Source organism: Ruegeria sp. HKCCE3926 (assembly GCF_017872515.1).
In the GTDB taxonomy this organism is placed as follows: Bacteria; Pseudomonadota; Alphaproteobacteria; order Rhodobacterales; family Rhodobacteraceae; genus Ruegeria.
Genome location: NZ_JAEDOU010000001.1, coordinates 846,375 through 868,767, shown reverse-complemented (window position 1 = coordinate 868,767; position 22,393 = coordinate 846,375). Strand labels below are relative to the sequence as shown.

Sequence of the window (22,393 nt, the reverse complement as noted above, 5' to 3'; positions counted from 1 at the left end):
CGTTACATGGACACGACCTTGACCGACTGCTCTTTGGCCGCCAGGGCAATCTTTCCCTCGCACAGCTTGAGAGCATCCTCGCCAAAGACTTCGAACCGCCATCCCGACAAGGCTGGAACATCCCGCTCGCCGGCTGCAATCTGATCCAGGTCCGAGCTTGTGGCGATCAATTTCGCCGCCACACCTGAACTTTCGGTTTTGGACTTCAGCAGAACCCTTAGCAGGTCAGCCAGCGCCGGATTGACCTTGAGCTTGTCGCGCGAAGTGTCGACCTTGGGCAATTTGTCGGGCGGGCAATTCACGCCGCGCTTGACCGCTGCCAGAATACCTTCGGCGACCGCCCCTTTGCGGGCTTCGCGCAGCAACAGGCGGGATCCGCCCAAATCCGAATGTGTTTTGGGTTTGGTCGATGCCAGCTCGATCAACGCGTCGTCTTTGAATACGCGGTTCCGGGGCACGTTGTTTTCCTGCGCATAGGATTCGCGAAACTGCGCCAATTCACGAACCACAGCCAGAAACTTGGCCGAGTTCGTGCGCGTTTTCACCCGCTTCCATGCGTCTTCGGGGCGGATGTCATATGTGGCAGGCTGTGTCAGCGTCCGCAATTCTTCGGCAACCCAGTGGCTGCGCTGCGTCTTTTCAAGTTCTGCGGCCAGACGCTCGTAGATCCCGCGCAAATAGGTCACATCCGCAAGAGCATAGTTTTTCTGAGCATCGGTCAGCGGGCGCCGGGACCAGTCGGTGAACCGAGAGGTCTTGTCGACGCCCTGCTTGCAGATTTTCCGAACCAGAGTTTCATAGCCAACCTGTTCGCCAAAGCCACACACCATCGCTGCGACCTGTGTGTCGAACAGCGGTTTGGGGAACACACCGGCTTCGACCCAGAAGATCTCAAGATCCTGGCGGGCGGCATGGAACACCTTGACCACGCTTTCATTCCGGAAAAGATCGTAAAGCGGGTCAAGCGACAAGCCATCGGCAAGCGGATCGACCAGAACCGCGCTGTCTTCATCCTCGGACGGGACAGCCAATTGCACCAGACACAGCTTGGAGTAATACGTCCGCTCACGCAGAAATTCGGTGTCGACCGTGATATAGGGATAGCCTTCGGCGGCCTTGCAGAAATCGGCCAGCTCTTGCGTCGTCGTCAGGGTTTTCATGCGCCGTACTAGTATCGCTCTTGTTTTTGTGCTTGCCCGTTTTTGTCCTCGTCCCGAGCGTCGTCGACGACCATAGGCCGATTATTACACGGGTGTAAATCACCCACAGAGCCTTCACGGCAACAGGACGGGCGACCTGTTGCCTTCTGCAAAGCGCCGCAGCACTTCGGGGTAGAGTTTATGCTCCCACACCAGCACCCGCGCAGCCAGCGATTCCGGTGTATCATCGGCTTTGATCGGGACCCGTGCCTGACCCAGAATCGGGCCATCATCCAGCGCCGCCGTCACCTCATGCACCGAGCAGCCGTGTTCGGAATCTCTGGCTTGAATCGCGCGGGCATGGGTGTGTAACCCTTTGTATTTTGGCAATAATGAAGGGTGGATATTCAGCATCCGGCCTTGAAACCGAGACACGAAATCCGCTGTCAGAACTCGCATAAAGCCGGCCAGACAGACAATGTCGGGGTGCGCCTCTTGCAGGGGCTTCAAAAGCTCGGCTTCAAAGGCGCTGCGGTCCCCCTTGAAAGGGCGATGATCAACCACTGCGGTCGGAATGCCACGGTCCGCAGCTTTTTTCAGCCCGCCTGCCTGCGCGTCATTGGACAGCACCAAACAGGGCCGCGCCGGATGATCTTTGGTCATGCTGTCAACAAGCGACACCATGTTCGACCCGCCCCCGGAGATCAGGATCGCGACGCGCTTATGGCTCACAGCAGTTTGCCCGAATAGGCAACGCCGGGCGTTTCCGTGACGGCACCGATCCGAGCGACGGTTTCACCGGCATCCGCCAGCAGGGCCGACAGCTCATCCGCCTTGTCCGCGGCGCACACGACAATAAGGCCGATACCGCAATTGAAGGTCTTGAGCATTTCCGCCTCAACGATACTGCCGGTCTTCGCCATCCAGCCGAAGACAGGGGGCAACTGCCAGCTACCCAGATCGATCCGGGCCCCAAGCCCTTGGGGCAGCACGCGCGGAAGATTTTCGGTCAACCCGCCGCCGGTGATATGCGCCAGCGCATGCACACCACCTGCGCGAACCGCAGCCAAAGCCGGTTTTACGTAAAGGCGTGTGGGCGTCAGAAGTGCCTCACCCAGATTGCCCTCTCCAAAGGGCGACGGCGAATCCCAGCCCAGACCGGACAGTTCGACCAGCTTGCGCACAAGCGAATAACCGTTGGAATGCACCCCGTTCGAGGCCAGACCCAAAAGGACGTCACCGGCTTGAACGCCCGCAGGTAGATCTGCGCCGCGTTCCATCGCACCGACCGCAAACCCGGCCAGATCAAAATCGCCATCGGGATACATTCCCGGCATCTCGGCGGTTTCACCACCGATCAGGGCACAGCCAGACTGCGCACATCCTTCGGCAATCCCTTCGATGATCCGCGCCGCCGTATCGGTATCCAGCCTGCCGGTCGCGAAATAATCGAGGAAGAACAGCGGCTCGGCCCCCTGACAGATCAGGTCATTCACGCACATGGCCACCAGATCGACGCCGACCCCGTCCACGACGCCGGTATCAATCGCAATCCGCAGCTTGGTGCCCACGCCATCCGTCGCACCGACCAGAATCGGGTCCTGGTACCCGGCAGCCTTCAGATCGAACAGCGCGCCAAATCCACCCAGGCCGCTCATCACACCGGGGCGGTTGGTCCGCTTGGCGGCGGGTTTGATCCGATCGACCAGGGCGTTGCCCGCGTCGATATCCACACCTGCATCGGCATAGGTGATTCCGTTTTTACCCGCTGTCATGTCCGGTCCCTCAAGAAAGCTTTGCGGGCGGGTTAGTCGATTGTGGCGTTTGTTGCAACGGTCAGGCTTGACGCGGCTGTTCACCGTGATACCCAAGCGCCTAGGCGGGCCTGTAGCTCAATTGGTTAGAGCAGAGCGCTCATAACGCTTTGGTTGGGGGTTCGAGTCCCTCCGGGCCTACCATTTCGCCGAGACATCCAGGTGGGTTGTTGCCGTCTGGACGTTGATGCGCTGGCTTATCCGTCCGAATCTTCGAACCCAAAATAGGCGTCGAGCTCCTCTTGGGTTACTTGCCATTCATAGGAATAGCCGTCGCGCCCCCCAAAGCTGTAATCCTCGCGACTGCCGGACAGGCTCGGATCTTGATGCACCGCCTCCAAATAGGTCTCGAATTCATCAGGATCGACCCAGAACGACGCATCCATGATCATCATGTAATAATCATAGGCGAGAGGCTCGTCGAACTTGCCGAAGTCATTCTGCAAATAGTCCAGCATTTCAGCGCAAAATATCGCCATATTGGCACGCACCTGAACCGGAAGAGGTGCCAGATCCTCGTCGCCATCCACCACGTCCTGCTGCGACGCATGCCACAACTCGGATGCCAACGATTCGATCAGGTCGGACCGCAACCATTTCAGACATGTATCGCCTGCCCCGATAAAACCGGTCAAACGTTCCACCCGCCTTTCATCGGTTTCGTCATACCACTGCCAAAGAGGCAGCAAGGCCGCAAGTGTCGCGCACCCGACAAACCCCTTTTCGGCCAATTTCACGAATCCTGCGATAACCATCCTGTGCGCCCCCAAAAAAGCAAAAAACTATGGGGACAGGATGCCATGGCCAGACAAATTAACAAAATTGAACCCCAAGCGCAGACATAACAGGGGGTCTATCGTCCGATTATTATGTCCGCGCAGAGCCCTCCGAGACGTTCGCTTTTCGACAGACGCAAAGCTCCACCATGCGCGCGCGCGACATCCGCCACAATCGCAAGACCAAGGCCAACGCCACTGCCCTGATTCTGATTGCGAGCCGGGTCGAGCCGCGTGAAAGGCTTTACCGCCTCTGTACGTTGGTCCGCAGGTATACCGGGGCCGTCATCCTCAACACGGATGCGCATCGATTTCGCGTTCAGAAACAGGCTGAGCTCGGCCCGGCTGCCATAGCGCATGGCATTTCCAATCAGGTTTTCCACCGCCCGGCGTACAGCCATGGGGCGTATCATGACCGTCCCCTGCCCCTCGACCGCGATCAGCTCTGCCTGATGACCGGCCCGTTTTGCATCATCCACGATCTGGCGGAGAAATTCATCCGGTTGGACCTCTTCCGCCGATCCCTCGGCAGCCCCACGCGAAAAGTCCAGAAACGCATCCAGCAAGGACTGCATTTCCGTGACATCCTTTTGCAACGGTGCGGCCTCGTCTTCCGGCAACATCGACAGTCCAAGCTTCAGGCGCGTCAACGGGGTGCGCAGATCGTGGCTGACACCCGACAGCATCAACGTCCGTTGCTCGATCTGGCGTTCGATACGGGACCGCATATCCAGAAACGCATTTCCCGCCGCACGAACCTCGATGGCTCCACCGGGTGAATACGGAACGATTCGCCCCCGCCCGAATGCCTGCGCCGCATCAGCGAGGCGCGTAATGGGACGCAATTGATTCCGCATGTAAAGAAACGAGATCGTCGTCATGATGACCGCAAAGAACACCATAGTGACGATCAATTGATGCGGGGCCGCGGGCGACAACCTGCGCCGATCGAACGTCAATTGCAGCACTCCCAGATGCGTATTCAGATAAACCCGCGCCTCTTTGCTGCTGGGTAACGCCACGGCGGCAAGATTGGGCAACCTGGCATACAGTTCGGATTCGACCTGCGGGGCGATGAAATCGTACCATCGCCGCGCGCCAATCTCAGGCTGTTCGTTGACGCCCAGAAACCTGGCCTTCATCTCAAGGGCCTGCAAATCGGGACGAATCGACGCCAGCGCCTGTTGTTGCGTTTCCGCGTCCTCGATCATTGTCGAAATCAGCATCACCTCGCGGGATGCCGCGCGTGTCATCTGGCCGGTGACATCCTCGAGATGCTTTTGAAGGAACGCGATTCCCACGACCAGCAACAGCACGATCACAGGTAAAACCAGGATCAGCGCTGCCCGGGCGTAAAGACTGCGAGGCATATAAGGTTTGAGCCAGTGCGAAGACATGCGCTAAACCTAACGGGCTGACCGGACAAGAGAAAGAGCACAGAATGCAGGCACCAGATGATTTCGATCCGCCCGTCGGCCAGCCAGAGGAACTGCATCCGGGTTTGCGGCGTATTCTGGCCCCGAATCCCTCTCCGATGACCTATCGTGGCACTAACACGTATCTGCTGGGTGAACGCGACATTGCCGTCATCGATCCAGGCCCCGCAAGCGAGGCACATCTGGGCGCAATTCTGGATTCCTTGGCGCCGGGTCAAAGGATCAGCCATATCATTGTCACACATACGCATGTGGACCATTCACCCCTGGCGGCTCCGCTGGCGGCGCGCACAGGGGCGACGATTTATGCTTATGGCGGGCCCGAGGCGGGGCGCAGCGCCGTCATGACCGATCTTGCCGCGCAGGGGCTGACCGGCGGCGGCGAAGGCATCGACACCACGTTTCGCCCTGATGTCGAAGTTGAGGATAGTGAGACCATCAATGGCGACGGGTGGCAGCTTGAGGTCATTCACACACCGGGCCATCTGGGCAACCACATTGCTCTGGCCTGGCAGAACATCTGTTTCACGGCGGATCATGTCATGGGGTGGGCCAGCTCGTTGGTGTCCCCTCCGGATGGTGATCTGACCGACTTCATGACTGCCTGCCATCGGTTGCGCGCGCGCGACTGGTCGGTTTTCCATGCAGGCCATGGCGCACCGATCACCAGCCCTGCCCAACGTTTGGACTGGCTGATTGCACATCGCCAGACCCGCGAGGCGCAGATTCTGAGCGCATTGGAAGAAGAAGACGGGACAGCGCGGGATCTGGCTGGCCGCATCTATACGGATACGCCAGCGGCATTGCTGCCCGCAGCCGAGCGCAACGTTTTCGCTCACCTCGTTGATCTGACTGGAAAAAACAGAGTGACGCCCATTGGCCCACTGTCAGTTTCATCTGTTTTTCGGCGGCTTCGCTAAAACAGCAAAATTTTTTGATGGTTCTCGTACTTAACCACTGGACGTCCGGAATCGGGGTTGCTATATGCGCCTCAGTTCCGGCGTAGCTCAGCGGTAGAGCAGTTGACTGTTAATCAATTGGTCGTAGGTTCGATCCCTACCGCCGGAGCCAAAATCCCCCTTCGTTCAGACCTGCATTACCGTCAGAAAACACATCGATTTATGCCGGTTTTTTTCGTCGAAAAACACACGCACCCTCTGGACGTCTGGAAACCGGATTGCTATACGGCGCGAACCGTTCCGGCGTAGCTCAGCGGTAGAGCAGTTGACTGTTAATCAATTGGTCGTAGGTTCGATCCCTACCGCCGGAGCCAATTCCCCAAAACGCAGCAGACCTACCCTGTCAGGGCGTCGCCGAACTCGGCCCGAAGCTTGCGTTTCAATACCTTTCCGGTCGCGCTCAGCGGCAATGCGTCGACAAAGACAACCTTGTCCGGGATCTGCCACTTGGCGATTTTGCCTTCGAAAAAGGCAAGCAAATCCTCTTCGCCGGGATTTTCACCATCGGCTTTGACAGCAACCAGCAAGGGGCGTTCATCCCATTTCGGATGCGGAACACCGACCACGGCGGCCGTCGCAAGCTGGGGGTGGGCCACGGCGATGTTCTCAAGCTCGACCGAACTGATCCATTCCCCACCGGATTTGATGATGTCCTTGGATCTGTCGCGAATGGTCATGTAGCCATCCGGGTCCAAAGTGGCCACATCTCCGGTGGCGAACCAGCCATCCTGCAACAGATCCTGATCCTGCAACTGGAAGTAGCTGTCCAGAACCCAGTGACCCCGCACCATCAAATCGCCCTGGGTTTCGCCGTCATGCGGCAGATCATTCCCATCTTCGTCCACGATTTTCAACTCAACCCCAAAGGGTGGTCTTCCCTGGCTCAGGCGGATCTTGTGCTGGTCTTCCGGTGGCAGCTTCAGGTGTTTGGCCAATGGATAATTCGTCGTGCCCAGCGGGCTCATCTCGCTCATGCCCCAGGCGTGGACCGTGTCAACGCCATAGGTTTCGCGGAAGGTTTCGATCATCGACGGAGGGCACGCGGCGCCGCCGATAACCGTACGTTCAAGGCTTTTGAGTTCGGTTCCGCATGCTGCGGCATGGGCCAGCAAGCCCTGCCAGATGGTCGGCACACCCATCGCCAAAGTCACGCCATAGGTGTCGATTAGATTGACCAGTGCCTCGCCGTGCAAATCCGGCCCGGGCAACACAAGCCGCGATCCCGACATGGCGCAGGCGTAGGGCGATCCCCAGGCGTTGACGTGGAACATCGGCACAACCGGCATGACAACATCCATCGCTGAATACCCGATCACATCCCGTGTGTTCGATGCAAAGCTGTGCAGCAGTGTTGACCGATGAGAATACAACACGCCCTTTGGATTGCCCGTGGTTCCCGACGTATAGCACAGACCGCAGGCCGTCTTTTCATCCAGGTCGGGCCATTGGAAACCTGCATCCCCGGTCTCCAGCAACTCGTCATAGAACTTCAGATCAGGAACCTGAGCCGCAGCCTCTTCATTGCGAGGCCCCATCAGAACAAAATGCTGAACCTCGGACAAAGCGTCATGCAGCGCGGCGACCAGCGGAATGAACGTCGCATCAAAGAACAGAACCCTGTCCTGAGCATGGTTGATGATAAAGGTCAGCTGCTCGGGGAACAGGCGGGGATTGACCGTGTGACAGACATAGCCCGCGCCCGACGTGGCAAAATAGATCTCAAGATGCCGCCGATTGTTCCAGGCCAGTGTCCCGATCCTGTCCTGCGGTTCCAGCCCCAGATTCGTCAAGGCCGACGCCATCCGTCGGGCATTCACCGCAATCTCGGACCAGTTGGTTTCAGTGACCGTTCCATCCGTTTCAACCGAAACAATCTCGGTCTGGCCGTGATAGCGGTCTGCGTGATCGATCAGCGACGAAACCAGCAAGGGCTGCGTCATCATCTGTCCTAGCATGGACATCCTCCCGTCCTTGGCGAGACCTTGGATGGCCTCTGCCTTGTCCATCTGGCATTGACGGCTTGGGGCGTGACCCGATGCGTCAATGCAGTCGTTTCCTACGGAGGAACCCTGCCAATCATTTAATTGTCTGACAATAAAAGAATGCAGCCCAACACGGCCGTGGGCGGCATTTTTTCACTCTTGGTTTCGGTGTTTCAGCGCGTAGGCGACCAATGCGGCGGTTGATCCGTCTTTACCGTCAGCACTGGCAACACCATCCACGACAGGTCCGAGCGAGTTGGCAAGTTCTTTGCCCAATTCCACACCCCACTGATCAAAGGAATTGATGCCCAGCAGAACACCTTCAACGAACACACGATGCTCGTACAGCGCGATAATCTGCCCCAGAACGAACGGTGTAAGCTTCGGATAGATCAGCGTCGTGGAAGGGCGGTTGCCCGGGAACACGCGGTGTCGCGCCTGCCGGTCAAGTTCGTCGCCATCAAGGCCTTTTTCCGCCATGCGTTCACGGGCTTCATCCAAAGACCGGCCACGCATCAAAGCCTCTGACTGGGCCAGACAGTTGGCCAAAAGCAGGCGGTGATGGTGGGTCAACTCGGGTTCGTGCCCTTCGGCGGCGACCATGAATTCGCAGGGAATGACATCCGTCCCCTGATGGATCAGCTGATAGAACGCATGCTGGCCGTTGGTGCCCGGCTCTCCCCAGACCACCGGCCCGGAAGGGGCAGCCAGCGCAGATCCGTCCATCGCGACAGATTTGCCATTCGATTCCATTTCCAACTGCTGGAGATAGGCCGGCAGGCGCAGCAGCCGCTGATCATAGGGCAGCACAGCGCGGCTGGTGCAACCCAGAACCTGACGGTGCCAGATGCCGACCAGCGCCAGCATCACAGGCATGTTTTCCACCCAATCCGCCGAGCGGAAATGCAGATCCATCGCCTGCCCGCCTCGCAGAAACGCATCAAATGCATTTGAACCGACGGCAATCATGACCGGCAATCCGACCGGCCCCCAGACCGAATAACGCCCACCCACCCAATCAGCGAAACCAAATACATGCGCCTCGGGGATGCCGAAAGCCTGCGTCTTGTCCAGCGCGCTGGATACGGCGGCGAACTGGCGGGACGGATCACCTCCGCCCTCGGACATCCAGGCGCGGGCCGTGCGCGCATTGGTCATCGTTTCGATCGTGGTGAATGTCTTGGACGCGACAATCACAAGCGTCCGTGCAGGATCCAATGGGCGCAACGTATCCGCGATGTGGGCCCCATCCACGTTCGAGACATAATGCAGGCGCGGCCCGTCATGATACGGAGCCAGCGCATGAGTGGCCATGACCGGGCCAAGATCCGACCCACCGATGCCGATATTGACCACATCGGTAAAGCTGCCCCCTGCCCCGACAATCGCACCACCGCGGACTTCTTCGGCAAAGACCCGCATTCGTTGCAGCGTGTCCAGAACCCCGGGCATGACGTCCTGACCATCCACTTCGACCGGGCCACCGTCCAGATTGCGCAACGCCGTGTGCAGTACCGCGCGCGCTTCGGTTTCGTTGATCTTCTTCCCGGTAAACATGGCGTCGCGCCGCGTCGCAAGCCCGGCATCTTCGCACAATTGCAGCAGCGCAGCGCGCACGTCTTCATCGATCTGCGTTTTTGAATAATCGAACAGCAAATCCCCGGTCGAGGCTGAAAACGACCCGGCCCGGGTTGCATCCTTTGCAAACAGGTCGACGATACGGCGGTCAGCCGCTGCAAGCGCCTTCAAAGCATCCAACCGCATTGCCTCACTCCGCCCAATGAACCGTCATGCCGCTGAGGACCGCGGCGATCGGTGCCTCTTCCGGTGGCATCGACATGGCTTTGTCCAATACGTCTCGTTTTGCCTGCCCGTAGATGATCAGATGTTTCGACAAAGCCCCGTCCAGCACAGGGGCCGTCAAAGAAATCCGGGGCTCTGGCTGCACATCGGTCCGGGCGACGATCAAGGTCGGCGCCTGGCTGTCGAGGGCCTTGTCCAGCCCGTCCATTCCGGGGAACAACGAAGCCGTGTGCATGTCTTCACCCATCCCGAGGACAAGAACCGACAAAGGCAGCACCGGCGCGATCAGCGATTCAACTTCCGGCAAAGCCGATTCAGGCTCTGCGCCCGGAACATAAAGTGGGATATACTGTGCCACGGATGCCCGGTTGGTCAGCAGTCTTTCCCGGATCAGGCGTTCGTTCGAACGTTCGTGATCAGCCGGCACGCAGCGTTCGTCCGTAGGCAGAACCCGCACACGGTCCCACTCGAGATCGGCAGCACACAGGCTGTCAAAAACCGGCCCCGGTGTCGTCCCGCCGGGGACGGCCAATGCAACCGTGTCATTGTGCAACAAAGCGGTCTCAAGCTCACCCGCCAACGCGTTTGCCACATCGATGGCCAGCATTTCTCGGTCGGCATATTCTTGAATGTTCATGGCTTTATTCCCTGCCAGCGGCGACCATCCCGTTTCATCAGCAGCTCGGCGTCGCCCGGTCCTGTGCTGCCACTGTCATAAGGTTTGGGCACGTCCCCGCGCGCCAGCCATCCGGCGATGATCGGATCGGTCCAGGCCCATGCGGCCTCGACCTCGTCCCCACGCATGAACAGCGTTTGGTTGCCCCGTATCACGTCCATGACGAGGCGCTCGTAAGCATCTGGCGGGTCTTGATTCTCGGGCCCCAGCGCTTCGGCGAAACTCATGTCCAATGGCACGTCGATCAGCCGCATCCCGCCTGGCCCCGGTTCCTTGATCGTCACTTTCAGCGTGATCCCCTCGTTGGGTTGCAACCGGATCGATAGCGCATTGGCGTGACGCCCGGCCTCTTCCCCGAAAATCGAATGCGGCGCGTCCTTGAACATCACATTGATAATCGACGAACGCGCCACCAGCCGTTTGCCCGTACGCAGATAAAACGGCGTGCCTGCCCATCGCCAATTGCTGACATGCGCCTTCAGCGCCACATAGCTTTCAGTGGTCGAGCGTGGGTTGCCGACACATTCGCGGTATCCCGCCCCGTCCGGCCCTGCCGAAAACTGGCCGCGCACGATGTGATGCGGCTCCACCGGATCAAGCGCCCGGATCACCTTGAGCTTTTCATCTCGCACCGCGTCCGGATCGAACTTTGCCGGGGGTTCCATCGCAATCAGGCACAGCAGCTGCATCAGGTGATTTTGCACCATGTCCCGCATCGCGCCGGCGCGTTCATAGTATTCTTCGCGCCCATCGATACCGACGGTTTCGGCAACGGTGATCTGGATATGGTCGACATACTGGCTGTTCCACAGCGGTTCGAACAGCATATTGCCAAACCGTACGGCCATCAGGTTCTGGACGGTTTCCTTGCCCAGGTAATGATCGATTCGGTAGATCTGGCTTTCATCAAAATGCGCAGCCAGTGTGGCATTCAGCTCTCGCGCGCTGCCCAGATCATGCCCGAACGGTTTTTCCACCACGATGCGCGTATCTTCGGTCGCCAGATCATAGGCCCGGACCCGCTCGGCCAAAGGGCCGAACAGGCTGGGGCCGACCGAGAAATAGAACGCACGCACGCGGTTAGGCGACAGTTTTTCACCCAGCAGGTCCCATCCTTCGGCTGATACTGCATCCAACGGGACATAATCGACCCGCTGTAGAAAACGGGACACTCTCTGGGACTCCGAAGCGCGGACCGCAGCATGCCGGTGCAGCGATTCTGCGACCATCTGCCGGAAATCTTCTGCGGAATGGCCCGCACGCGCTGCTGCGATAATCCTGGCATCCTCATGCCATTGCCCGGCGCAAAACCGACGGTAAAGCGCGGGCAGAATCTTGCGCTGCGCCAGATCGCCGGTGCCGCCGAAAATGATCAGATCAAAGGGATCAACAGGTATGACGCGTGAAACCATGAATTGTCCTTACCCCGCCCCTTCCGGCATGTCCAATGTTAGCGCAACCATACGGCAATAAATCACTCTGTTCAAAACTCTGTCAGAACCGCTGCGTCACCCTTACCAAATCCGCGACAAAGGGCTAGATCGGATTGATGACCTTTAAGAACCGGATGCGGGAATGAAAGACAACGCCCCACAGCTCGCCAATACCGGCAAGTTTCAAAACAAATCGGTGACAGCTGACGGCCAGACCCGCGCAAAGGTTTCCCTGACACGACCCGAGACCCTTTGGTTCAATACGGGCACTTTGTGCAATATCGAATGCGTGAACTGCTATATCGCCAGCAGCCCGACCAATGACGCTTTGGTTTACATCACCGCTGACGAGGTCCGGAACTACCTTGATCAGATCGAAGCTCGCAACTGGCCCGTGCACGAGATCGGGTTCACAGGCGGTGAGCCTTTCATGAACCCGGACATGATCGACATGACACGCGCCGCGCTGGAACGAGGGTACAAGGTTCTGATTCTGACCAACGCAATGGCGCCGATGATGCGCCGCAAAATGCGCGACGGGTTGCTGGGATTGCAAAAGGAATTCAACCACATGTTGACTCTGCGCGTTTCGGTCGATCACTTCCGCCCGGCCCTGCACGACGAAGAACGCGGTGACGGCAGTTTCGACAAAACCCTGGCCGGTATGGAATGGTTGCGCGACCACGGTTTCAACATGGCCATCGCCGGGCGTACGGTCTGGGGGGAGTCAGACGCGGAAAGCCGTGCGGGCTATGCCAGGTTCTTTGCCAGGCACGGATTTGACATTGACCCGCAGAACCCGGCTCAGACCGTTCTGTTTCCCGAAATGGACGAAACTGTCGAGGTTCCAGAAATCACCACCGCATGCTGGGGAATTCTTGACAAATCCCCCAACGACGTCATGTGCGCCAGCGCCCGTATGGTGGTCAAGCGCAAAGGGGCCGAAAAACCTGCTGTCCTGGCCTGCACCCTGCTGCCCTATGAGCCCGAGTTCGAGATGGGCCATACCCTGGCCCAGGCCGAGGCGGACGTGCATCTGAACCACCCTCATTGCGCCAAATTCTGCGTTTTGGGCGGGGCCAGCTGTTCTGGCTGATCAATTCAGCTCGGGCGATTTCCAGAACTTGGTGCCGGACGCGCCGGCCGATACGCGCCAGCCCTTTTTGTTGAGAACAAAAAACGAGCGTCCATCAGTGAAACGCAGGGTTTCGCCCGTTTTATCCTCGCCATACATGGCCCCCGTTTCTGCGGTCGCGTCATAGCCCTGGTTTATAAACTTATCCAGATCAGCGGGGGTTTCGAACAGGATTACGAATTTGGTCTCGAAACCACCGATGCCGATGGCGCCGCCAACGCCGCCCGTTCCCATGTTCATATATGTGTGTTGCCCGGTGTCTTTCGACACCGCCACGCCCCGGCCATAGCCCGCCGACACAGGGAATACCGTAACCTTACGGGAGTCGAACACCGCATACCCGGCACTGACGTCATAAAGTGGCCGCGCATCGGGGTTTTCCGCCAGAAGCTGATCCAAAATCTCACCTGCCATCGCGTCAAGCTTTGCGCGCGTTTCTTCAGGTGTTGCCTCGTTGGACAGCAGCTCCGAAGTGGACGTGATCGTATCGTCAACCGCTTCGGCACCTTTGTCGATCGTCTTCCCGACGCTCTCGGCACCTTTCTTGATCTTGTCCAGAACACCCTCGGCAAAAACGGGGCTGCTCATGCAAAGCGCTGCAACAAAGAGAACGGCTCTGATCATTGTTTTTTCCTGTGACGCCATTAGATTGGCAGTCACCATACGCGACTTGCCTCAAATGAGAACAGGAATTCCGACGCACACGCGGACCTGGCCGATCACTCAGTTCACGCGAAACTCACCAACCATGTTGCGCCACTCGCCCGGTGCGATCATCTTGCGGTGCGTGAATTTCACGGAATGCAGCGGCCCTTCTATTTCTCGTTGCCAAAACTCGATGAATTCGAAGAGTTTCGGATGATCCGGCGCAAGGTCATATTCCTGCCAGATGAAGGTATTCAGGACGTGGACGTAATCGGGCATGTGATAGAAAAATTCGGCCGTTGTCAGGCCATAGCCCTTGAGCATCAATTCGGTTTCACTTGTCTTCATGCAGACCTCCGGTTTGTTGCACGGTATTCTCAGGCTAGCACGAAAACCCCCTAATACTTAGATAACAATATGTTACTTGGGTGTTACCGAGGATTCGAACCTTGGGGAGCGCTGCTTGCTTGCACCTTATGTGCCGGGTCTGATAAGGTGCATCCACAAGATATAGACCCAGCACAAAATACGGGCAGTTTACGTGAGCGATACGCCAGAAATCCCCGAAAACATGGATGAAACCCCGCCCGAGCGCCCTGTCTATGACGGCCCGACGGTCTCGATCGAATCCGAGATGCGCACGTCCTATCTGGACTATGCGATGTCGGTCATCGTCAGCCGCGCGATCCCCGATCTGCGCGACGGTTTGAAACCGGTGCATCGGCGCATCCTCTATGCGATGCACGAGACCGGAAATACCCATGACAAGGCCTATCGCAAATCGGCCCGTCCGGTGGGTGACGTGATGGGTAAGTATCACCCCCACGGTGACAGCGCGATCTATGATGCGCTGGTGCGGATGGCGCAGGATTTCTCGATGTCGCTGCCGCTGCTGGATGGTCAAGGCAACTTCGGCTCGATGGACGGCGACAATCCGGCGGCCATGCGTTACACCGAAGTGCGGATGGACAAGCCCGCCGCAGCCCTGCTGGCGGATATCGAGAAAGAGACGGTCGATTTCCAGGACAACTACGACGGCAAGGACAAGGAACCGACTGTCCTTCCCGCCCGTTTCCCCAACATGCTGGTCAACGGCGCCGGCGGTATCGCCGTGGGCATGGCCACCAACATCCCGCCGCACAACCTGGGCGAAGTGGTTAACGCGACGCTGGCCCTGATCGACGACCCGGACCTGACGTCCGAGCAACTGATCGAATACGTTCCCGGCCCCGATTTCCCGACCGGCGGCGTGATGCTGGGCCGATCCGGCGCGCGCAAGGCCTATCTGGAAGGCCGCGGCAGCGTAATCATCCGCGCCAAGACCCGCGTTGAAGAGCTGCGCAAGGATCGCTATGCCATCATCGTGGATGAAATCCCCTATCAGGTGAACAAGGCTTCGATGATCGAGAAGATCGCCGAAGCCGTGCGCGAAAAGCGCATCGAAGGCGTCAGCCATGTTCAGGACGAATCCGACCGCAACGGCGTACGGGTGGTGGTCGAGCTGAAACGCGACGCAACGCCCGAGGTGGTGCTGAACCAGCTGTACCGGTTCACGCCTATGCAAACCTCGTTCGGCTGCAACATGCTGGCGCTGAACGGCGGCCGCCCCGAGCAGCTGACCCTGCGCCGTTTCCTGACCAGCTTCATCGATTTCCGCGAAGATGTCGTTGCCCGCCGCACCGCCTTTGACCTGCGCAAGGCGCGGGAACGCAGCCATATCCTGTGCGGTCTGGCCGTGGCGGTATCGAACGTTGACGAGGTCGTGGCCACGATCCGGTCTTCGGCCGACGCGGCCGAGGCACGCGAAAAGCTGATGACCCGGCGCTGGCCGGCCGCCGACATCGCGGACTATCTGCGCCTGATCGACGATCCGCTGTCCAAGATGAACGACGACGGGACCTATAACCTGACCGAGGTTCAGGCCCGCGCCATCCTTGACCTGCGCCTGCAACGCCTGACGCAACTGGGCGTCAAAGAGGTCACGGACGAGCTGGAAGACCTGGCCGCAAAGATCAAGGAATACCTGGATATCCTGTCCTCGCGCGAACGCATAATGGGCATCATCGCTGATGAACTGCGCAGCGTCCGCGAACAATTCGCGGTACCGCGCCGCACCGAGATCGTCGACTGGTCGGGCGACATGGAAGACGAGGACCTGATCGAGCGCGAAGACATGGTCGTGACCGTGACTTCGGGCGGCTATATCAAGCGCACGCCGCTGGCCGATTTCCGCGCGCAAAAGCGGGGTGGCAAGGGGCTGTCGGGCATGCAGACCAAGGAAGAGGACGTGGTCACCACCCTCTTCGTGGCCAATACGCACACCCAGCTTCTGTTCTTCACCACCGACGGGATGGTCTACAAGCTCAAGACCTGGCGCCTGCCCCAGTCGGGGCGCACCGGCAAGGGTAAGGCGATCGTCAACATCCTGCCGATTCCCACTGGCGTTTCCATTGCGGCGATCATGCCGGTCGATGTGCCGGATGAAGAATGGGAAAACCTTCAGATCGTCTTCGCCACCAGCGCCGGAGACGTGCGTCGCAACGCGCTGAGCGACTTCACTAACGTCAAGCGCAACGGCAAGATCGCGATGGACCTGCCCGAGGGCGTGGAACTGGTCAACGCGCGCATCTGCTCGGACGATGACGATGTGATGCTGGTCACCAATTCCGGCCGGGCGATCCGTTTCTCCACAACAGACGTGCGGGTGTTCAAGGGGCGCAAATCGACCGGCGTGCGGGGCATCCGACTGAACGCGGGCGACCGCGTGGTCTCGATGTCGGTGATCCGTCATTTCGAGGCCACCCCGGACGAGCGCGCCGCCTATCTGAAAATGCGCCGCCTGATGGCCGGCGTGACCGACGACACCGACGCCGACGAGGATGGCGGCAATGCCGACAGCATCCTGCCGCAGGAACGCTATGCCGAGATGTCGGCGGCCGAGAACCTGATCCTGACCATCACGGCCAAGGGGTCCGGCAAGCTCAGCTCGTCGCATGACTATCCGGTGCGCGGCCGTGGTGGCATGGGCGTGATGGCGATGGACAAGGCGATGCGGGGCGGCCCGCTGGTGGCCTCGTTCCCGGTCGAAATCGACGATCAGATCATGCTGGCCACCTCCAAGGGGCAGTCGATCCGGGTTCCGGTCGACGGCATCTCTTTCCGCTCGCGCAGCGCCGGCGGGGTCAAGGTGTTCAACACCGGCAAGGGCGAAGAGGTCGTCAGCGTCGCCCGGATCGCCGATCAGGGTGATGAGGAAACCGAAGAATAATACTCACGCTTAATTACGGATATGAAACAAAACGCTCGCTCTGCGGGCGTTTTGTCATTCTAGATCACGATATCGATAGCTCTCGGGATGATCCGCTTGCCCGAAGCCATTCTGACGCCTAGCTTTTTAATATGTGGTCATTTGCACATATCCGACCAGCTTACAGCCGCACAGAACGTATCAGCGACGGGGTGGTCCATGTGCTCGGTGTCTCGAGTGCGTTGATTGCGGTTCCCCTGCTGATCACGATGACCATCAACTACCGGTATGATCAATCTGCGGTACTGGGTGCCTCGATTTACGGGGTGACGTTGATACTCATGCTGACGTTTTCTGCGTTGTACAACATGATCGAAAGCAAGGAATGGCGCGGGTTTCTGCAACGGCTCGATCATTCCGGCATCTACGTCAAGATCGCAGGGACGTATACGCCGTTTTTACTGTTGTCCGGTGCTCAGTCCCCCGGGCTGTTGCTCGGGTTGTGGTCCTCGGCAACGCTTGGGTCAGTTCTCAAGATGTTAGACCCAAACCGGTTCCGCTGGTTCGGGCTTGCGTTATACCTATTGATGGGTTGGGCGGTGGTCTGGGCCGGGCAATCCATGTTGGCAGACCTGTCCCCCACAATCGTCACGCTGATGATTGCCGGAGGGCTCGTGTACACGGCCGGGGTCGCCTTCTACCTGCTGGACTGGCTGCCGTTCCACAATACGATCTGGCACGTATTTGTGTTGGTCGGCAGCGTTTTGTTCTTTGCAGCCGTCGCGGCCCGAATCGAACTGGTTCAGGTCGTTTAGGATAACCTGTTCGTGTTTGTCAGGGAAAAAGTTTGCGCAAAACGAGAGTTGGCGTCGCCCAATAAAGGGTTCCGCGTGAAGCCGAAGACAAATTGCGCGGCATGTCCCGCGACCATCTCTCCGTCTTCACCAGTCCAGTTTTGTGTTGGAAGCCCCTATTCCAAGGCATTCACCGTCTCAAACCAGTCAAGCATCAGATCGCTCCAGCCACTTGGAACGCCATGCCCGGCCTCATAACCGATCACCGAAATGGTCGAACCGGTTTTACAACCGCTTAGAATGCGCTGATCATGGCTATCTATCTCAACAACTTCATCCTTTTGGCAGCCTGCAGAAGATGCGAGCCTATACGTAGCCTCAACTGCACCCATATATCCCCGATCAGACCACGAAGATCCGGAACCGGCGAATGGAATAACCGTGTCGTCATAACCATGGCTATAGAACATATCGAAATCGAAGTCCGCTGAAGCACAATCCCCGGGCTGGCCACGCACCGGTGTTCCACCAATAGGGGCGAAGGCTATTAAACGTGGGTCAATATCTGCACAGGCAAGATACCAAGCGAACGATCCGCCTCGGGAATGGCCAGTGGTTACGATCTGCGCCGGATCAACGGGGAATCGAGCTAACACGTCCTCAAGCATATTGGCAATGAACTCAAAATTCATCCCGGCCATAATATGCGTCATTCCAAACCCACCCTGTGCCCGGGCCGTTTTGGTATTCAATTTCCAGCGCGGTCGGAGCGACGATGGCATACCCGCGCTCCAGTATCGGCTTGACAAGAAATGCACTCTGAATCACCCGCCGCCCCGTTCCCTGCGATCCATGAAGAAAGATCACGGCCGGAAATGGTCCTTCGCCCTTCGGAATCAATACGCTGTATTGCCGCCCTGAAACCATACATGGGGCACCCACGCCGCCACATTTCTGTGGTTTGTACAGATGTGAAAAACTATCCGCATGTCGCGCTGGTTTGAGCGCTAGTACCAAAGCCATTGCCGCAATGCAAAGAGCAATGAGCCTTACTGTTCGGTTGCCGCTCCGTGCTTTCACAGCCCATATATCGCGCTGAACTTCTGTTCCAGATAGTCCAGCAAAGGTTCGGGTCCCGGCTCTACTCCACTCGCCCGTCGGATAATCTCGCGCGGGGCATAAAGCCCGCCGTGCTGCTGGACGTGTTCGCGCAGCCAAGCGGTTGCGCCTGATGTGTCACCTTCTGCCAGTTGGGCATCCAGCCCCGGCGCCGCTGCTCGCAGGGCCTGATACAGACATCCTGCATAGACATTGCCCAGCGAATAGGTCGGGAAATAACCGAACAGTCCAACCGACCAATGCACATCCTGCAAACAGCCGTTCGACGGTTTGTCGACCGCATAACCGAAATCGGCCTTGAACCGGTCATTCCACGCCGCTTCCAGCTCGCTGACCTGCAAGCCCCCGGCCATCAGAGCGCGCTCAAGATCGAAGCGAAGCATGATGTGCAGATTGTATTGCACTTCATCGGCTTCGGTCCGGATATAACCGTTATGAACCCGGTTGACGGTAGCGTAGAAAGCATCTGCATCGGCAATTCCGAAATCGCCGAATGCGTCTTTCATCTGATCGAACAACCATCCCGTAAACGCACGCGAACGGCCAAGCTGGTTTTCATAGATCCGGCTTTGGCTTTCATGCACACCCATGGACACGCCGCGCCCCAGCGGCGTCAGCAGGTAGTCGCGGTCGATCCCCTGTTCGTAAGCCGCGTGGCCGACCTCGTGAATGGTGGAAAAAAAGCAGTTGAACGGGTCCGTTTCGCTGGTTCGCGTGGTGATGCGCACATCCAGGCCCGAACCCGAGCTGAACGGGTGAACCGCCTTGTCGACTCGGCCGTTGTTGAGGTCATAGCCGAAGGCGACCGCCAGTTTTTGCGTAAGCCGCATCTGGGTCAGCTCGTCAAAGCTTCCGGTCAGCGCGGCAGGTTCCGGGCGTTCCAGAACGGCCGCACGCAAGGCCACAAGACGTGGGCGCATTTCATCAAAAATGGCCGCGATCTGAGCGCCGGTCGTATAGGGTTCATAATCCTCGACCATGGCGTCATAGACGTCTCCGCCCTGTGCCAGCGCCTCGCCTTCCTGACGCTTCAGCGATACGACCTCTTCCAGCACAGGAAGGAAGGCCGAGACATCTTCGTCCGCGCGCGCCTGTGCCCATGTTCCCTGTGCGGAGGACGTGGTCCGGGCAATCGCCGTGGCCAGATCAGCGGGCACCTTGACCGCCCGATGATAGGCGCGCCGGATTTCCCGAAGCTGCGCCTTTCCGACTTCATCCTGTGGCGCGGCCTGATCCAGCCACTCTGCCACGCGCGGATCCGATCGGCGCGCGTGCAGGACGGCCTCGATCGCCGCCATTTCCTCGGCGCGTTGAGGCGCGGCCCCGCGCGGCATGACGGTTTCCTGATCCCACCCCAATCGTCCGGCAATCTGGCCCAATGCCGAGGTTTCACGCTGAAAAGCCATCAGTTCGTCGAAAGCGGTCATGTCAATTTACTCCGCGCACAGATGTTGCGATTGGATATGCAGTCAGGAACCGCGCGCGCAGGATCAGGGTCCAGACGACAACAGCCATGAACTGGTGGAAGATGGCGATCTGCCACGGCGCTCCGTAGACGACAGTCACAATGCCGACGACTACCTGCACCGACAGGGCCGCGAAAGCCGCGTTGAAGGCGAAGCGCGTCTGAGGATGCGCGCTGGCGCCGCCGCGGCGCCAGACGACAAGCGCAAAGATGAACAACAGGTAGCCTGCGCAGCGGTGGATGAACTGCACAAGCCCCGGGCTTTCGAAGAAATTGCGCCACATCGGCTCCAACGCGTTGGCATCTGGCGGCAGCAGCTGCCCGCCGATCAGCGGCCAGTCGGTATAAGACCGACCAGCGTCGATCCCGGCGACAAGCGCGCCAATAAGTATTTGCAAAAAGGCGAAATGCATCAGGCCGGTGGACAACGAGAACAGTTTCGCTTCCTTCATGCGACGCGCCTGCATCAGGTCACGTTCTTCCCTGCCAAGCTCGAATATATACCAGGCGAGGAACCCGAGAATGACGAATGCCAGTCCCAGATGGGTGGCCAGGCGATAGCTGGCGACGGCGGTCATCCCCTCGCCCTGCGTCACACCCGAGGCGACCATCCACCAGCCGACAGCCCCCTGCACACCGCCCAGAAGGCCGGGGATCAGCAGCTTGCCGGTCCAACCCGTGGGTATCTTGCGGGTCACGAGGAAGCCCAGGAAACCGGTGGCCCAGACCAGCCCGATCACGCGGCCCAGTTGGCGATGCCCCCATTCCCACCAATAGATGGTTTTGAAGTCGCTCAGCTGCATCCACTGGTTCTGAATGCGCCACTGGTCAATCTGCTTGTACTTGTCGAACTCGGCCTGCCAGTCGGCCTCGGACATCGGCGGGATCGCCCCTGTAATCGGACGCCATTCAGTGATCGACAGCCCGCTGTCAGTCAGCCGCGTCAGACCGCCGACAGCGATCATCACCACGACCAAAGCGAACAGGATCATCAGCCAGGCACGGATTGCCTTACGCGCACCGCCACGCCCCCGGTCGATCATACCGGGTTGAACGGCCTGTTGTTTTTCGGTGTCCGAGACCTCTTCGAAGATGCTGCGCTTACCGCTCATGCTGTCCTCATGTCCTGATTTCGTCGCAAGCTAGGGCTTGGTGGAAGATAGGTCCAGCCTCAGCCTTTGTCTTTCCAGCGGACCATCTGCCGCATGATCCCATGCAGCATCTGCACGTCGGCCCGCGTCATCCGCATCCGCGACCACAGGTTGCGCAGGTTGGTTTTCATGCCCTCGGCCTTTTCAGGGGGATAGAAGAACCCGGCCTCTTCTAGCCGGTCCTCATAGTGTTCCACCAGTTTCTCAACTTCAATCCCCGTGGCCCAGTCCCCCTTGCCCAGATCGGTGGATTCATGCACCACGTCGCCGGTCTGGCGCATCCACTCATAAGCGGTCAGCAAGACGCATTGGCCCAGGTTCAGCGACGCGTATTCCGGGTTCACGGGCACCGAGATGATTGCATTTGCCTTGGCGATGTCTTCGTTCTCCAACCCCGCGCGTTCGGGGCCGAACAGAACTGCAACCTTTTCGCCCGCTGCGGCCTTTTCGGCGGCGATCTGCATGGCGCGCTCGGGGCTGTAGACGGGTTTCGTCAGGCCGCGTTGCCGTGCAGTGGTGGCGAAGACAAAAGTGCTGTCGGCCAGCGATCCGGCCAGATCGTCAAACAGCTGCGCTTCGTCCAGCAACCGGCCGGCACCGCTGGACATGGCCACCGCCTTGGGGTTTGGCCAGCCGTCGCGGGGCGCCACGATGCGCATCCGGTCCAGTCCAAAGTTCCACATCGCCCGGGCCGCGGCACCGATATTCTCACCCATCTGCGGGCGAACAAGCACGAAGGAAGGCTGGGATTTGTCGCTGGGCATGGTTCACCTTGTAAAAACTTGGCCTGCTGTAATCGGCAGGCTCTTGCAGGGCAAG

19 protein-coding genes and 3 tRNA genes are annotated in these 22,393 nt (G+C 58.9%); 7 read left to right on the top strand and 15 right to left on the bottom strand.

Translation table 11 applies throughout. The annotated features are described in order from the left end of the window. Nucleotides 1–2: 2 nt before the first annotated feature. The 3 genes from rnd to purM form a co-directional block, all read right to left on the bottom strand. On the bottom strand, nucleotides 3–1,160 hold the full coding sequence (gene rnd, locus I9184_RS04420; RefSeq protein WP_209832990.1) for a ribonuclease D: 1,158 nt from the start codon (nucleotides 1,158–1,160) through the stop codon (nucleotides 3–5). A 114-nt stretch (nucleotides 1,161–1,274) separates the two neighbouring features. Then, the gene (purN, locus tag I9184_RS04415; RefSeq protein WP_209832988.1) at nucleotides 1,275–1,871 is read right to left on the bottom strand and encodes a phosphoribosylglycinamide formyltransferase; all 597 of its coding nucleotides are present in this window, start codon (nucleotides 1,869–1,871) and stop codon (nucleotides 1,275–1,277) included. Further along, on the bottom strand, nucleotides 1,868–2,914 hold the full coding sequence (gene purM / locus I9184_RS04410; protein ID WP_209832986.1) for a phosphoribosylformylglycinamidine cyclo-ligase: 1,047 nt from the start codon (nucleotides 2,912–2,914) through the stop codon (nucleotides 1,868–1,870). Before purM ends, purN begins: the two co-directional genes overlap by 4 nt. A 106-nt stretch (nucleotides 2,915–3,020) precedes the next feature. Between purM and I9184_RS04405 the strand changes: the two genes are divergently transcribed. Next, a tRNA-Ile gene (locus I9184_RS04405) sits at nucleotides 3,021–3,097 on the top strand. A 53-nt stretch (nucleotides 3,098–3,150) separates the two neighbouring features. On the opposite strand, the gene I9184_RS04400 is transcribed toward I9184_RS04405, so the two are convergent. Both I9184_RS04400 and I9184_RS04395 read right to left on the bottom strand, forming a co-directional pair. Further along, on the bottom strand, nucleotides 3,151–3,708 hold the full coding sequence (locus tag I9184_RS04400) for a hypothetical protein (RefSeq protein WP_209832985.1): 558 nt from the start codon (nucleotides 3,706–3,708) through the stop codon (nucleotides 3,151–3,153). A 98-nt stretch (nucleotides 3,709–3,806) separates the two neighbouring features. Then, complete coding sequence (locus I9184_RS04395; RefSeq protein WP_209832982.1) at nucleotides 3,807–5,126, bottom strand: ATP-binding protein; 1,320 nt, start codon at nucleotides 5,124–5,126, stop codon at nucleotides 3,807–3,809. A gap of 44 nt (nucleotides 5,127–5,170) precedes the next feature. Between I9184_RS04395 and I9184_RS04390 the strand changes: the two genes are divergently transcribed. From I9184_RS04390 to I9184_RS04380, 3 genes are all read left to right on the top strand, one after another. Continuing rightward, the gene (locus I9184_RS04390; RefSeq protein WP_209832980.1) at nucleotides 5,171–6,085 is read left to right on the top strand and encodes an MBL fold metallo-hydrolase; all 915 of its coding nucleotides are present in this window, start codon (nucleotides 5,171–5,173) and stop codon (nucleotides 6,083–6,085) included. Nucleotides 6,086–6,161: 76 nt separating this feature from the next. After that, nucleotides 6,162–6,236 (top strand) — tRNA-Asn (locus I9184_RS04385). Between the two features lie 127 nt (nucleotides 6,237–6,363). Next, nucleotides 6,364–6,438 (top strand) — tRNA-Asn (locus I9184_RS04380). A gap of 21 nt (nucleotides 6,439–6,459) precedes the next feature. On the opposite strand, the gene I9184_RS04375 is transcribed toward I9184_RS04380, so the two are convergent. The 4 genes from I9184_RS04375 to zwf form a co-directional block, all read right to left on the bottom strand. Beyond that, complete coding sequence (locus I9184_RS04375) at nucleotides 6,460–8,079, bottom strand: long-chain-fatty-acid--CoA ligase (RefSeq protein ID WP_171723641.1); 1,620 nt, start codon at nucleotides 8,077–8,079, stop codon at nucleotides 6,460–6,462. A gap of 180 nt (nucleotides 8,080–8,259) precedes the next feature. Next, nucleotides 8,260–9,870, bottom strand: coding sequence for a glucose-6-phosphate isomerase (gene pgi, locus I9184_RS04370; protein ID WP_209832978.1), 1,611 nt, complete (start codon nucleotides 9,868–9,870; stop codon nucleotides 8,260–8,262). Nucleotides 9,871–9,874: 4 nt separating this feature from the next. Next, nucleotides 9,875–10,546, bottom strand: a complete 672-nt coding sequence (gene pgl, locus I9184_RS04365; protein ID WP_209832976.1) for a 6-phosphogluconolactonase — start codon at nucleotides 10,544–10,546, stop codon at nucleotides 9,875–9,877. After that, entirely contained in the window at nucleotides 10,543–11,997 is a 1,455-nt protein-coding gene (gene zwf / locus I9184_RS04360; protein WP_171632169.1) for a glucose-6-phosphate dehydrogenase, read from the bottom strand. The genes pgl and zwf overlap by 4 nt, the downstream gene beginning before the upstream one ends. Before the next feature lie 163 nt (nucleotides 11,998–12,160). Here zwf and I9184_RS04355 point away from each other — a divergent pair, with 163 nt between their 5' ends. Next, nucleotides 12,161–13,114 (top strand): radical SAM protein, encoded by a 954-nt coding sequence (locus tag I9184_RS04355; RefSeq protein WP_209832974.1) that lies wholly within the window; start codon nucleotides 12,161–12,163, stop codon nucleotides 13,112–13,114. On the opposite strand, the gene I9184_RS04350 is transcribed toward I9184_RS04355, so the two are convergent. Together I9184_RS04350 and I9184_RS04345 are read right to left on the bottom strand one after the other, a co-directional pair. Then, nucleotides 13,115–13,777: a hypothetical protein gene (locus I9184_RS04350; RefSeq protein WP_171723187.1), complete on the bottom strand. Its 663-nt coding sequence runs from the start codon at nucleotides 13,775–13,777 to the stop codon at nucleotides 13,115–13,117. Between the two features lie 99 nt (nucleotides 13,778–13,876). Then, entirely contained in the window at nucleotides 13,877–14,146 is a 270-nt protein-coding gene (locus tag I9184_RS04345) for an usg protein (RefSeq protein ID WP_152458119.1), read from the bottom strand. A gap of 193 nt (nucleotides 14,147–14,339) precedes the next feature. On the opposite strand from I9184_RS04345, the gene gyrA reads away from it, so the two are divergent. Both gyrA and I9184_RS04335 read left to right on the top strand, forming a co-directional pair. Beyond that, nucleotides 14,340–17,066: a DNA gyrase subunit A gene (gene gyrA, locus I9184_RS04340; protein WP_171632161.1), complete on the top strand. Its 2,727-nt coding sequence runs from the start codon at nucleotides 14,340–14,342 to the stop codon at nucleotides 17,064–17,066. A 131-nt stretch (nucleotides 17,067–17,197) separates the two neighbouring features. After that, nucleotides 17,198–17,860 (top strand): hemolysin III family protein, encoded by a 663-nt coding sequence (locus I9184_RS04335; RefSeq protein ID WP_171632157.1) that lies wholly within the window; start codon nucleotides 17,198–17,200, stop codon nucleotides 17,858–17,860. A gap of 155 nt (nucleotides 17,861–18,015) precedes the next feature. Here I9184_RS04335 and I9184_RS04330 read toward each other — a convergent pair whose 3' ends face one another. The 4 genes from I9184_RS04330 to I9184_RS04315 all read right to left on the bottom strand — a co-directional run bounded on the left by I9184_RS04330 (nucleotide 18,016) and on the right by I9184_RS04315 (nucleotide 22,338). Further along, complete coding sequence (locus I9184_RS04330) at nucleotides 18,016–18,552, bottom strand: hypothetical protein (protein WP_209832972.1); 537 nt, start codon at nucleotides 18,550–18,552, stop codon at nucleotides 18,016–18,018. A gap of 363 nt (nucleotides 18,553–18,915) precedes the next feature. After that, complete coding sequence (locus tag I9184_RS04325) at nucleotides 18,916–20,385, bottom strand: carboxypeptidase M32 (RefSeq protein WP_209832970.1); 1,470 nt, start codon at nucleotides 20,383–20,385, stop codon at nucleotides 18,916–18,918. A 1-nt stretch (nucleotide 20,386) separates the two neighbouring features. Continuing rightward, nucleotides 20,387–21,535 (bottom strand): heme A synthase, encoded by a 1,149-nt coding sequence (ctaA, locus tag I9184_RS04320; RefSeq protein ID WP_209832968.1) that lies wholly within the window; start codon nucleotides 21,533–21,535, stop codon nucleotides 20,387–20,389. 59 nt (nucleotides 21,536–21,594) lie between these two features. Next, nucleotides 21,595–22,338, bottom strand: a complete 744-nt coding sequence (locus I9184_RS04315; RefSeq protein WP_171723184.1) for an RNA methyltransferase — start codon at nucleotides 22,336–22,338, stop codon at nucleotides 21,595–21,597. Between the last annotated feature and the right edge of the window lie 55 nt (nucleotides 22,339–22,393).

Bases quoted from the DNA above. Each gene is read 5' to 3' on its own strand.
- I9184_RS04395 (WP_209832982.1), bottom strand. From the start codon at position 5,126: ATGTCTTCGCACTGGCTCAAACCTTATATGCCTCGCAGTCTTTACGCC.
- I9184_RS04335 (WP_171632157.1), top strand. From the start codon at position 17,198: ATGTGGTCATTTGCACATATCCGACCAGCTTACAGCCGCACAGAACGT.
- purM (WP_209832986.1), bottom strand. From the start codon at position 2,914: ATGACAGCGGGTAAAAACGGAATCACCTATGCCGATGCAGGTGTGGAT.
- I9184_RS04345 (WP_152458119.1), bottom strand. From the start codon at position 14,146: ATGAAGACAAGTGAAACCGAATTGATGCTCAAGGGCTATGGCCTGACA.
- pgi (WP_209832978.1), bottom strand. From the start codon at position 9,870: ATGCGGTTGGATGCTTTGAAGGCGCTTGCAGCGGCTGACCGCCGTATC.
- I9184_RS04355 (WP_209832974.1), top strand. From the start codon at position 12,161: ATGAAAGACAACGCCCCACAGCTCGCCAATACCGGCAAGTTTCAAAAC.
- ctaA (WP_209832968.1), bottom strand. From the start codon at position 21,535: ATGAGCGGTAAGCGCAGCATCTTCGAAGAGGTCTCGGACACCGAAAAA.
- I9184_RS04375 (WP_171723641.1), bottom strand. From the start codon at position 8,079: ATGCTAGGACAGATGATGACGCAGCCCTTGCTGGTTTCGTCGCTGATC.
- pgl (WP_209832976.1), bottom strand. From the start codon at position 10,546: ATGAACATTCAAGAATATGCCGACCGAGAAATGCTGGCCATCGATGTG.
- I9184_RS04325 (WP_209832970.1), bottom strand. From the start codon at position 20,385: ATGACCGCTTTCGACGAACTGATGGCTTTTCAGCGTGAAACCTCGGCA.
- I9184_RS04330 (WP_209832972.1), bottom strand. From the start codon at position 18,552: ATGACGCATATTATGGCCGGGATGAATTTTGAGTTCATTGCCAATATG.
- rnd (WP_209832990.1), bottom strand. From the start codon at position 1,160: ATGAAAACCCTGACGACGACGCAAGAGCTGGCCGATTTCTGCAAGGCC.
- I9184_RS04390 (WP_209832980.1), top strand. From the start codon at position 5,171: ATGCAGGCACCAGATGATTTCGATCCGCCCGTCGGCCAGCCAGAGGAA.
- I9184_RS04400 (WP_209832985.1), bottom strand. From the start codon at position 3,708: ATGGTTATCGCAGGATTCGTGAAATTGGCCGAAAAGGGGTTTGTCGGG.
- I9184_RS04315 (WP_171723184.1), bottom strand. From the start codon at position 22,338: ATGCCCAGCGACAAATCCCAGCCTTCCTTCGTGCTTGTTCGCCCGCAG.
- I9184_RS04350 (WP_171723187.1), bottom strand. From the start codon at position 13,777: ATGATCAGAGCCGTTCTCTTTGTTGCAGCGCTTTGCATGAGCAGCCCC.
- zwf (WP_171632169.1), bottom strand. From the start codon at position 11,997: ATGGTTTCACGCGTCATACCTGTTGATCCCTTTGATCTGATCATTTTC.